The organism is Roseivirga echinicomitans (assembly GCF_001592935.1).
Classification (GTDB): Bacteria; Bacteroidota; Bacteroidia; order Cytophagales; family Cyclobacteriaceae; genus Roseivirga; species Roseivirga echinicomitans.
In genome coordinates this window covers 146779-159371 of the sequence record NZ_LRDB01000023.1, presented here as the reverse complement: position 1 = coordinate 159371, position 12593 = coordinate 146779, and the positions used below count along the sequence as shown (strand labels likewise).

Sequence of the window (12593 nt, the reverse complement as noted above, 5' to 3'; positions counted from 1 at the left end):
GTACAAATTTGGAGAGTTATCTCTGTTCTTCTCACTTAACCTTCCTAATTTCGTTGCATGGAAATGTCTCAAAAACCCCTTGCCGAACGCATCCGTCCCCAAACCTTAGACGACCTGATTGGTCAAGAGCATTTGGTTGGAAAAAACGGAGTTTTGCGCAGGGCTATTGAGTCGGGCGGAATTCCATCCATGATTCTTTGGGGACCTCCGGGCGTGGGTAAAACCACCATTGCCAATATTATAGCCAATACCGTAAAAGCCCCTTTTATATCCCTGAGTGCAATAAGCGCAGGGGTAAAAGAAATCAGAGAGGTAATTCAAAGGGCTAAATTTCAATCGAACACCATTCTTTTTATTGACGAAATTCATCGCTTTAATAAGTCGCAGCAAGATGCCCTTTTGGGTGCGGTGGAAAAAGGAGATGTTACTTTGATCGGTGCCACCACAGAAAACCCTTCTTTCGAAGTCAATTCAGCACTTTTGTCGCGATCGCAAGTGTACACGCTCAAAGGGCTTTCTACAGAAGACTTACTTCGGTTGGTAGAAAGCGCCATTCAGAAGGATAAGATATTAAGTCAGAAAACGATTCATTTAAAGGAAACCCAAGCGCTATTTAGTATTTCGGGGGGAGATGCCAGAAAACTGCTCAATTTACTCGATTTGGTGGTGGAAAACCTTGGCGACCAAGAAGTAGAAATCACAGACGATAAAGTGATTGACATTGCGCAACAGCGGGTGGCCATTTACGATAAATCAGGCGAACAGCATTACGATATCATTTCGGCTTTTATCAAATCCATTCGCGGTAGCGACCCCAACGCTGCGGTGTATTATTTAGCAAGAATGATCGAAGGCGGTGAAGACATCAAGTTTATTGCTCGCAGGTTGGTCATATTGGCTTCCGAAGATATTGGGAACGCAAACCCTACTGCTTTGGTCATTGCCACCACAGCATTTCAGGCCGTGAGTATGATCGGTTATCCTGAAGGTAGAATTGTTTTGTCACAATGCGTTACTTATTTGGCGGCTTCCGCTAAAAGTAATGCGGCCTACATGGCCATCAACCAAGCCCAAGCTTTGGTGCGTCAAACTGGCGATTTACAAGTGCCATTGCCCATTCGTAATGCGCCAACTAAATTGATGAAGGAAGAGGGTTATGGCAAAGGCTACAAATACTCGCATGACTTCTCCGGTAACTTTGTAAATCAAGAATTTTTGCCTGCGGAAATCAAAGGAACCAAACTCTACGATCCGGGTAAAAACCCACGCGAAGAAGAAATGCGCAAACGTCTGCAAGCCATGTGGAAAGAAAAGTATGGGTATTAAATAGTATTGAGTACCTAGATATTAGACTTTAGCATCCTCCAGTAATGGTCGGAACCCTCCTAAAATTCTCTTTTATTCATTGAAAGGAGCGGTTAACTCCTGTTGATCTAGGAACATCAACTTTTGGAGGGTTTTCTCAGAATATAGTAGAAACTAAGCCTTGATCAGCGAATTCTGAACTACATAATTAGCAGTTTCCTTTGCCCAAACTTGATAGGTAAGTTTGGAAGGATGAACACCATCGCTAAAGAAGTCTGAGCTATTGGTGGAAGGATCTATTTTATCGATCCAATTTTCAAAACTGATTTTCTGAGCATCGTAAAAAACATTGTCATGTTTGGTAATCGTCTGCTCAAGTGTTTCCCCCAGCATTTCAACCAAGTTCCCCATTGAAAACTTAATTAGGCTGGTAAAAGCAGGGAAGAGCTTAATCGGGGGCATGCTTGTGAAAAGAATCGGAGTGTTTCCAAACTTTCCCCTCAAAGCGATAATCAAAGCGTCAACATCTTTCCCCCATTGTTTGGGGCTATTGAAAGTGAATGAGTCGTTTGCGCCAAGCCCTATCACAAAAAGGTCGGCTTCAGTTTCTTTGATGCCAGGAATCAACTTTTCGGTGACCTGTTTCGCGGTATAACCACTTTTTGCATAAACCTTCCAGCTGATATTTGTGCTGAGTTTGTTGGCCAAGTGATTAGCAAAAGTTCCTGTAAAGCCTTCTTCGTGCGTAGCCACACCCACACCAGCAATGGTGCTTTCGCCTAGTGTGATAATCTCAAGTGCTTTGGAAGAAGGGAATGATGATATAGTTCCTTCAGTACCTTTTGCTTCGGGTAAAGAAGGCACGCTGGAGCGAATTCTTTTGCCTTGAAAGTACATTATTGGCAACAGGGGAATGGTAATCAGTGCGCCAAAAATGTACTTAACGTTCATGCTTTATCCTCTACATTCAGAAATCGCTTTATCCAAAATGTCCAGAATTTTGTCTTTGTTCATTCCAATCATAGAGGCAGGAAAACCCACTTCTAAGTTTGAGATAGAAAGACTTTCTTCCGCTTCTGAATAATCGAAATCGAGCGAAATACCATTTTTAGACAGGTAACCACTGATGCCTTGAAGCTCAATGCCCTGACTTTTCAACTTAGCTCTCAGGCATTCGAATGCAGCTGGATTTACTTGATCAAATTTCTTCATCTTCATCTTCTTCGTCTTCATCTTCTGGTGAACCCTGAACTTCAGCAATAGGCTTAAAGCCTTCTGGCACTTTTTGCTCAGCCGAATGATGGAAAATTTCCAAAACTGGAGATTCCTTCACTTCAGGTATTGTGAAAGTAACCAACATATTATTCAAGCTTTCACGAATACGTTCGTAAGCCTGCTTTACATCGCTGGCGGTCACCATCATTAAGTTGGCAATCTTCTTTTCCTTGCCAGAATCTGCATCAGCTGCCATGTATACTACTTTACAATTGAAGAAAGTGTCGGCATCTGGGTATTCAAAAACATCGGTAACTCTGCTTTTTGCAATACCAGTAACCTGAAATTCACCCATTACACGTTGGCCAATCTCTTCGTAGATTTTAGCTTCAGCTTCGGTAAAAGAAAGGGCATCGGCCAAATACGTTTCGCTCACACTTTTAGTGCGACCTTGTTCGTCTTCCTTCATATATTTCACCTTACAGGTAAACCAAGTTTTCATAGTTCCATTCTTTAAATGAGGGGTCAAAAATACAATTGATATTGATGAAAACAGTAGAGATTTGAAATTTCTATCGAAGAAACTTACCTGACATTCCTCCAGAATTATTACTGGTTTATAAGTTTTATATCAGCTATCTTCTCGAAGTCGAATAATTTGTTAAAAATTTCGGTACTTCACGCCAATATGAGCCAAGTATTCCCTTACCCCAGTCAGATTGTTGTTACTTGTTTTCCAAAACAAAGCCCTTGGCTTGCTCAAGAGATTGAGGCTTTGGGTTTTAAGGTGGAAAGTCAGGGCATCACCGAAGTTGAAGTAAACGGTTTTATGGATGATTGCTTAAAGCTGAATATGTTTTTGCGAACAGCGGGACGTGTGCTTTTTCAAATCAAAAGATTCAGGGCCGTTAATGCGGATGAATTGTATAAAGAGTTATCCAAGATTCCGTGGGAAGATTATTTCGATATAGATGATTATTTCTCGATCACCTCTTACGTGCGTAACGACACCATTACCGATGACCGTTTCGCCAACCTCAGAGCTAAAGACGCAATTGCTGATCGATTTGTGAAAAAAACAGGCAAACGCCCCGATTCAGGTTCCGATAGAGATGGCACTGTCATTCATTTGTACTGGAGGGACGAAAAAGTACGTGTTTATTTCGATACTTCTGGGGAAACCATTGCTAAGCATGGTTACAGAAAAATACCAGGCAAAGCACCAATGATTGAGTCTTTGGCGGCCTCAGCCATCATTGCCAGTAATTGGGACAAAAAAAGCACATTTGTAAATCCAATGTGCGGAAGTGGTACTTTGGCCATTGAAGCAGCCTTGATCGCGACCAACACTGCTCCAGGCTTGTTTCGTGAAAACTTCGGTTTTATGCACATTAATGGATACAGTGAAGAATCATGGCAAGGCTATATACGGCTAGCACAGCTGCAACAAAAAAAACAACTCGACTTTAGAATTATCGCATCAGACATCAACGGTGGCGCGATTACTTCTGCGAAAATGAATGCTAGAACCGCAGGTGTTTATCACTTGATCGATTTTCAGGTTTGTGATTTTAGAGAAACAGAAATTCCTGAGGAAACCGGTGTGGTCATGTTCAATCCAGAATACGGTGAGCGACTTGGAGCCGATAAGGATTTGGAAGAAATCTATTCTGCCATTGGTGATTTTTTCAAGCAGCAGTGTAAAGGATACATGGGGTATGTGTTTACAGGGAATTTGGACTTGGCCAAAACAATTGGTTTACGTGCCAAAAGAAGGGTTGAATTTTATAATGCGAAAATTGACTCTCGTTTGTTGGAATATGAGTTATATGCTGGAACCCGTAGAGAAAGCTAATTGAAGTTATTAAAGAAAATATGGTCCAGTTTTCCTGTGCAACTGATCGTTGTACATATTAAATACAACCAATTTTTATTGGTGTACTGGTTCATTTTGTTTTCGGTTGTAGGAGGCAGTTTTGGTGAGAATTTAGGGATACCTTATCTGTTTTTAGATCCTGTTTATTTAGATGAAGTTTCTATTTGGGGCTTCTTTATAATGGGGATTGCCGTGGCAGGTTTTGGCATGGCCTTTAATATTACCAGCTACATTCTTGATGGTTTTAGGTTTCCTTTTTTGGGTACTTTACCCAAGCCATTGGCTCATTTTTGCATCAATAACTCGATAATTCCTTTTAGCTTTTTGGTGTTTTATGTGCTCAAAATCATCCAGTTTCAACAGGATGCAGGAGAAGGAGCTAGCCAAGAAACTGCCATTAAAGTAGCTGGTGTGTTGATTGGTTGTATCGCCTTTTTGGTCTTCCTGTTTGCCTATTTCTTTAAAACCAATCGGGATATTTTTAAGGTATTGGGCATTAATCAACAGCTGAAATTAAAAAGAACGAACAGCCAAAAGCTAAAGGCTTTTAGAAAATTACAATCTCTGAAAAGAAGCAGAGTGAAGGTGGATTATTATTTGAGTCTCAATTTCAAAGTTTACTCTACCAGACGTTTCGAGGAGTATTATGATAGGATGGCAATTTTGAGGGTCTTTCTTCAGAATCAGCGAAATGCGATTATTATAGAGTCATTGGTACTCGTGATTATTTTTAGCTTGGGGCTTTTTCAGGACGTAGCTATCTTTCAAATCCCTGCGGCTGCCTCTGGTACTTTATTACTCACCATGATTGTAATGCTGACAGGTGCTTTAAGCTTCTGGTTTAGGTCATGGATTATCAGTGGAATAGTGGGCGTATTCATTCTACTGAATATGGTTTTTGCTACGGATTTTCTTACTTATCAGTATCCGGCTTATGGCCTGAATTACGAAAGCACTCCGGCAGAATATAAGTTAGAAAACCTTCAAGAATATACTTCAGAAGAAAATGTAGAAGCCTCTAAAGCATACATGTTAGAGATGCTTGAAAACTGGAAGGTGAAGTTCAAGGAAGATAAACCTAGAATGGTTTTAGTTGCTGTAAGTGGGGGAGGTCAACGTTCTGCTTTATGGACTACAAATGTTTTACAACATGCAGATTCGGTTTTTAAAGGGGACTTAATGAACAGCACCTTTATGATTACTGGCGCATCAGGAGGCTTATTTGGAGCAGCTTTTTACCGAGAACTGGCATGGAAAAAATTAGACCCGCAAGCACATGAGCATTTGGGTGATATTAGTAAGGATGTGCTCAATCCTGTAATTTTCACCCTGCTGGTCAACGATCTGTTTGTGAAATTTAGGAGCTTTGAATATGGTGGCTTCAAGTATAAAAAAGAAAGAGGCTATGAGTTTGAACAACGTCTAAAGTCTAACCTTCATGGCTTATTGGATAACCCAATTTCAACCTATAGGGCACCCGAGTTCAATGCTGAAATTCCTTTGCTGATTGTAGGCTCTACCATTACCAACGATGGACGAAAACTATATATTTCTCCTCACCCAACTGCCTTTTTTAACACTGGCGCTAACAAGGATCATTCAAAAATTCAAGGAGTAGATTTTAATTTGCTTTTGGCCCAACATCAACCTGATAGCCTAAGATTTTTAACAGCTCTGAGAATGAGTGCTACATTTCCGTATTTTTCCCCTTCTATTTCGCTGCCGACTACTCCTAAAATGAGTATTGCTGATGCTGGAATTTCAGACAATTACGGCATTTCAGATGCCACCACTTTTTTACATGTGTTTAAGGACTGGATCAAAGAGAATACTTCGGAAGTTGTGATCATTACGATACGAGATTCGAGTAAAGAGCCGCCAGTGGAGGAAGATCATTCGAAGAACTTAATTCAGAAGTTTATTTCGCCTATTCAAGGTGCCGTGAGAAGCTGGGATCAAATTCAGACGATAAAAAATGAGCAGCGCTTCGATATGATTTCTGCCGATTATGGAAGCCATTTAAGACGTGTCGAATTTGAATATCAAAATCAGAAGTCGAACCGTGCTTCTTTGAGTTGGCGATTAACAGACCGTGAAATTCTTAATATTCTGGATGGCATTAAGGATGACATCAACCAAAAGGCATTGAGAGAACTGGAGAAGTAACTCCATTTTAGCCTCTGATAGATATTTTACTCTATCATTTCATTTGCAAAGACACAACTCTCCATTCCTCCTAACAACTGTTAGGAAACTCACTGCTTTTGCTTAAATTCGCAATCCAATAGCTTAGAACACCATTTTATGCAAGAAGTAGTACCATACAAACCCAAAAATAAAGTAAGATTAGTCACAGCCGCCTCCCTTTTTGATGGCCACGATGCCGCGATTAACATTATGCGGAGAATCATCCAGGCTACTGGCTGCGAAGTGATCCATTTGGGGCATGATAGAAGTGTAGATGAGGTAGTGAATACTGCCATTCAAGAAGATGCGCAAGCCATTGCAATGACTTCTTATCAAGGTGGGCACGTAGAGTATTTCAAATACATGCGTGATTTGCTGATGGAAAAAGGCGCTGGTCACATCAAGATTTTTGGTGGTGGAGGTGGTGTAATTCTGCCTGAAGAAATTAAAGAACTAATGGACTATGGCATTACCCGAATTTATGCACCAGATGATGGTCGTAAAATGGGCTTGCAAGGCATGATCAACGATATGGTGCAGCAATGCGATTTTCCAACGGGAGAAAACTTGACTGATGAAGTAGATCACATTGTTGAGAAAAACACAAAGGCGATTGCTCGATTGATTTCTGCTGCGGAAAACTTCCCTGAAGAATCAAAAGGCGAAATGGACAAGGTGCATGCCATGGCCGACAAGGTAGAAACTCCTATTCTTGGGATTACAGGAACTGGGGGTTCTGGAAAATCATCTTTGGTAGATGAACTGGTGCGCAGGTTCTTGATGGACTTTGAAGATAAAACTATCGCCATTGTGTCGGTTGACCCTTCGAAAAGAAAAACGGGTGGAGCACTTTTGGGAGATAGAATTCGAATGAATTCCATTAATAATTCACGCGTTTACATGCGTTCATTGGCTACCCGTCAATCCAATTTGGCACTTTCGAAACACGTGAGAGAAGCGGTTCAAATTTTGAAAGCCGCTCAATACGACCTGATTATTTTAGAAACTTCTGGTATTGGGCAATCCGATACTGAAATATTAGACCACTCTGATGTATCTCTTTATGTGATGACGCCAGAGTACGGTGCGGCAACACAGTTGGAAAAAATCGACATGCTCGATTTTGCCGATGTAATTGCCCTCAATAAATTCGATAAGCGCGGAGCTTTAGATGCCCTGCGTGATGTTAAAAAGCAATTCCAACGTAACCACGGACTATGGTCCGCTAAGGTAGATGATATGCCTGTTCATGGCACTATCGCTTCGCAGTTCAACGATCCTGGAATGAACTCGCTTTACCGAGTAATCATGGATAAAGTGGTGGAGAAAACGGGTGCCAAATTGGAGTCTGTTTTTGAGATTACCAATGAGATGTCCGAGAAGGTCTTCGTGATTCCTCCAAGCAGAACGCGTTACCTTTCTGAGATCTCTGAATCAAATCGTTCATATGATGAGTGGGCTTTAAATCAAGCCGATGTGGCTGATAAACTTTACGGTTTGCACACCTCAATGGCCACGCTCAAGAACTCAACCATTGCCGATCGCGACCGATTGATCAAAGGGTTACAAGAAACTTACGAGCAAGTGAAGCTTGATTTAGATCCAAGAAACTGGATCTTAATTGAAGAGTGGGAAGCCAAGAAGAAAACCTATACTGATCCGGTTTACTCTTTCAAGGTTCGTGACAAAGAAATTAAAATCAAGACGCATACCGAGTCACTTTCTCACACGCAAGTGCCGAAAGTATCTTTACCAAAATTCAGAAGTTGGGGAGATATTTTAAGATGGTCACTGCAAGAGAATGTACCGGGTGAATTTCCTTATACTGCTGGTATTTACCCTTTCAAAAGAGAGGGCGAGGACCCAACCCGTATGTTTGCGGGTGAAGGCGGGCCAGAAAGAACCAACAGACGTTTCCATTATGTGAGTTTAGGAATGCCAGCAGCTCGTCTGTCTACGGCTTTCGATTCAGTAACACTTTACGGAAACGACCCAGGTTACCGACCAGATATTCACGGTAAAATTGGTAACTCAGGAGTAAGTATTTGCTGTCTTGACGATGCCAAGAAACTCTATTCAGGTTTTAATTTATCATCACCAACGACTTCGGTTTCAATGACCATCAACGGTCCTGCGCCAATGTTGCTTGGTTTCTTTATGAATGCCGCCATTGATCAGCAATGTGAAGTGTACATTAAAGAGAATGACTTAGAGGCTGATATTGAAGAAAAAATCAAAGCCATTTATAAGAAGAAAGGCGTAGTACGTCCGCTATACCAAGGCGAACTTCCAGAAGGAAATGACGGTTTAGGACTGATGCTTTTGGGCGTTACGGGCGATCAGGTTTTACCAGCTGATGTTTACCAAGAGATTAAAACCAGAACACTTTCCGTAGTGCGCGGTACGGTGCAGGCCGATATCCTAAAAGAAGACCAAGCACAAAATACTTGTATTTTCTCTACCGAATTTGCCCTACGATTGATGGGTGATGTTCAGCAATATTTCATCGATAAGAATGTAAGAAATTTCTATTCTGTATCGATTTCGGGGTATCATATTGCTGAGGCGGGTGCGAATCCGATTTCACAATTGGCCTTTACTTTGGCGAATGGCTTCACTTACGTTGAATACTACTTGAGCCGTGGAATGGACATTGATAAGTTCGGGCCGAACCTTTCTTTCTTCTTCTCCAACGGAATTGATCCTGAATATGCAGTGATTGGCCGTGTAGCCAGAAGAATTTGGGCGAAAGCCATGAAGCAGAAGTATGGTGCAAATGCCAGAGCGCAAATGCTGAAATACCATATTCAAACTTCGGGTCGTTCGTTGCATGCGCAAGAGATCGATTTCAATGATATCAGAACTACGTTACAGGCTTTGTATGCGATTTACGATAACTGTAACTCTTTACATACAAATGCTTATGATGAGGCCATTACGACCCCAACCGAAGAGTCGGTGCGTAGGGCAATGGCTATTCAGTTGATCATCAATAAAGAATTAGGTTTAGCGACTAATGAAAATCCGCTGCAAGGTTCTTTCATTATTGAAGAACTGACCGAGTTGGTTGAGGAAGCTGTTCTTTTAGAGTTCGATAGAATTACAGAACGTGGAGGCGTTTTGGGTGCTATGGAAACCATGTATCAGCGAAGCAAAATTCAAGAAGAATCACTTTACTACGAGACGCTTAAGCATACAGGTGAATTCCCGATTATTGGGGTGAACACCTTCTTAAGTTCTAAAGGCTCACCAACCGTTTTACCGAAGGAAGTAATTCGTGCAACGCCTGAAGAAAAGGAATACCAAATCAAGATGTTGGAAGAACTTCAAAAAGGAAACGCGAATAAGGCCGAGGATTTAATTAATAAAATTCAGGCAGCAGCGGTTCAGAATGAGAACATCTTTGAAGAATTGATGGAAGCGAGTAAGTATTGTTCACTCGGTCAAATCACTTCTGCTTTGTTCGAAGTGGGCGGGCAGTACAGAAGGAATATGTAATTTTTGGTCGTATTTTTAGACACTTTTCAGGTTTTCAGAACTTGAAAGGTGTCTATTTATTTAATATGTGAATATTGAAAAAGCTCATCGGTCTCTTATTTTTTATTGTTGGGCTTCAAGTATCCCTCAAGGGTGATTTGGCTGCACAAACCCCTTCGAATGAACAGTCCATTTATCTTCAACTCAATAAATCCGTTTTCGAATTGGGCGAAGATTTGTGGTTTAGCGCTACCGTTTTAAACGCTCAAAGCCTACTTCCTTCTAGTCTTGATTCCTCCTTATTTGTAGAGCTAAGGAGTAAGGCCGAAAATCAAGTTGTTTTTAAAGAGATTTTCGAAATCAGTAATGGTTTTTCAGAAGGTCATCTTTTCCTTGCCGACACATTGAAGCAAGGAGAGTATAGCCTTTTTGCCTTTACTCGAAACTCTTTTTCCGATGAGGTGAAAAAGACCAAAAGTATCCTCCTTAAATCAAGGATAACGCCCACAATATTGGTGGATGTCAATTTCGATAATGTATTAACGGCCGAGCTAAATGCATTATCACCAAAAATTAAAGTGGTAAGAAGATCTGGAGAGTTAGTAACGGAAGCCAAAATTAATGCTGAAATATGGAGTGAAAACAAACGCTTAGCTCGGGTTAAAACCACTACCGATAGTTTGGGGATTGCTCTGCCCAGTTTCAACAAATTAAAAGCCTTCGAAAACCTAATATTGAAGATTGATGTGGATTCCAATTTGGGCGAGGAGCAATTTGAACTTCCTGTTGCACTGCCTTCAAATACACAGCGGATCCAATTCAATCTAATGCCAGAAGGAGGGAGTCTTGTTCAAGGAATTTCTACGCAAATTGCCTTTAAGGCGGTTCATAAAAACGGAGCACCTGTAGAAATTGATTCGGCCATAGTTCTAGATGAGAAGGGTAGTGTGGTTACTTCCTTTAAGTCACGCCATAATGGAATGGGCAGCTTTTACATTTTACCACTCCCTTCTAAGCAATACTCAGTCTCCATCATCTCTCCTAAAATCGACTCAGTTTTTAGCTTCCCTAAAGTATATGATGCTGGATTTGTATTGAATGTGTCTAAACAAACAGAAGATGATCTTCTTATTGCAGTTAAGAAAAGTGAAGGGTTTGAAGGAGATTCTCTGACATTCTCCATAGAGCAGCGAGGACAGTTGTTTTATGAATCAATGATCATTATGTCTGGTGACGGAGTACCTTTGAAGGTGCCAACAGTGTCGCTACCCAAAGGTATTATCAAAGTCAGCTTATCGAATAGCGAGGGGCAAAAATTGGCGGAGCGTTTGGTTTTCGTGAACAATCAAAAAAAGCTGAATATTACCTACGAACTGAACAAGGCCAATTATACCACTAAAGAAAGGATTGACCTTAAATTAAAAGTAACCAATGATCAGGGCCAACCTGTTCAAACGGTAATTGGAATGTCGGTGGTAGACGAGGTTTTTAAATCCGTTTTTGATGAAGATAATATTGTTTCTTATTTCTTCTTGTCGAATGAAATTAGAGGACAGATCCATAACCCTAAAAGCTATTTTTCTGGTGAAGTAAAAACCGATAGAGATCATTTGGATTTGCTTATGCTCACCCAAGGCTGGCGATCTTATCGTTGGCCAAGAGTTCAATCAGAGAATTTAACAGATTCGGACTTAAAGGTGTCGGTAAAAATTAATCCTAATTCGGTTACTAATAAAGTACTTAGAGCACTCGATCAACAAAAGATACAAGTGGTGTCTATGTTTGGTGCCTCAATTTTAAACACGGATAAAAATGGAGAGTTGTTGTTAACGGACAGCATGTTGTACTGGTCAAAAGGAGGGAAGCTATTTTTTAAAGTGGACGAGGTTGAAGGTGCGCTTTTAAATTTTCATACACCATTTGACGCCACCGTTAAATGGAGTTGGGACAAGCTTGACCAACAGAAGAGGATCTTTGCCTCAACTAAAAACTGGAATATTCTCCCTCAAGTAGAGAATGATGTAAGAAGGTTAGATGACTTTGTAGTCGAATCACATCAAGATCAATATGGTGTTGCCCATGGTAATGCTCGGAATATAATTGAAGGCAGGAACACCGATTATGTCTGTATGTACAATATCCTCAACTGTACGAATCATTTAAGTGGGAGGGAACCTCGCGATGGTGAAAAACTCTTTATAAACGGAGTCTTCAAAACCTATAGAGCCCCTAAAGAAGCAAACTCTACCCGTTACTTTAATGGATATTATGAGGTGCCAGAAGTCTATGAACCCGACTATGATAAAGTGCCTGAAGACAGAGTTTTTACCGATTTCCGAAATTCGTTGATTTGGAGGCCTAGTATCCTCACCAATGAAAATGGCGAGGCTGAGATCTCATTTTTCACTTCAGATATCCGATCTATTTTTAATGTTCATATAGACGCTTATGGCGATAATGGTCAAATGGGAGCGCTCAAGTTCGATATTAAAGTGTTGAAGTAAGAAATACATTTATGTTTGCGGTTATGTAT

The 12593-nt window shown here is 40.8% G+C and carries 8 protein-coding genes; 5 read left to right on the top strand and 3 right to left on the bottom strand.

Annotated elements, in window-relative coordinates:
* The first annotated feature begins 63 nt into the window (after positions 1-63).
* Positions 64-1326 carry a replication-associated recombination protein A gene (locus AWN68_RS12015; protein WP_068416479.1) on the top strand — a complete coding sequence of 421 codons (1263 nt, stop codon included), beginning with the start codon at positions 64-66 and terminating at the stop codon, positions 1324-1326.
* Between the two features lie 153 nt (positions 1327-1479).
* Here AWN68_RS12015 and AWN68_RS12010 read toward each other — a convergent pair whose 3' ends face one another.
* Genes AWN68_RS12010 through AWN68_RS12000 form a run of 3 tightly spaced genes read right to left on the bottom strand, consistent with a single transcriptional unit; the run spans position 1480 to position 3022 of the window.
* Positions 1480-2256, bottom strand: a complete 777-nt coding sequence (locus AWN68_RS12010) for an SGNH/GDSL hydrolase family protein (protein ID WP_068415852.1) — start codon at positions 2254-2256, stop codon at positions 1480-1482.
* Positions 2257-2259: 3 nt separating this feature from the next.
* Positions 2260-2517 (bottom strand): hypothetical protein, encoded by a 258-nt coding sequence (locus AWN68_RS12005; protein ID WP_068415849.1) that lies wholly within the window; start codon positions 2515-2517, stop codon positions 2260-2262.
* On the bottom strand, positions 2504-3022 hold the full coding sequence (locus AWN68_RS12000) for a DUF4494 domain-containing protein (protein WP_068415846.1): 519 nt from the start codon (positions 3020-3022) through the stop codon (positions 2504-2506). The genes AWN68_RS12005 and AWN68_RS12000 overlap by 14 nt, the downstream gene beginning before the upstream one ends.
* Before the next feature lie 156 nt (positions 3023-3178).
* Here AWN68_RS12000 and AWN68_RS11995 point away from each other — a divergent pair, with 156 nt between their 5' ends.
* From AWN68_RS11995 to AWN68_RS11980, 4 genes are all read left to right on the top strand, one after another.
* Positions 3179-4375 (top strand): THUMP domain-containing class I SAM-dependent RNA methyltransferase, encoded by a 1197-nt coding sequence (locus tag AWN68_RS11995; RefSeq protein WP_245658002.1) that lies wholly within the window; start codon positions 3179-3181, stop codon positions 4373-4375.
* Positions 4376-6562, top strand: a complete 2187-nt coding sequence (locus AWN68_RS11990) for a patatin-like phospholipase family protein (RefSeq protein ID WP_157716193.1) — start codon at positions 4376-4378, stop codon at positions 6560-6562.
* A gap of 138 nt (positions 6563-6700) precedes the next feature.
* Positions 6701-10081, top strand: a complete 3381-nt coding sequence (locus tag AWN68_RS11985; protein ID WP_068415838.1) for a methylmalonyl-CoA mutase family protein — start codon at positions 6701-6703, stop codon at positions 10079-10081.
* A gap of 74 nt (positions 10082-10155) precedes the next feature.
* Positions 10156-12564, top strand: coding sequence for a hypothetical protein (locus AWN68_RS11980; protein ID WP_068415836.1), 2409 nt, complete (start codon positions 10156-10158; stop codon positions 12562-12564).
* Positions 12565-12593: the final 29 nt, after the last annotated feature.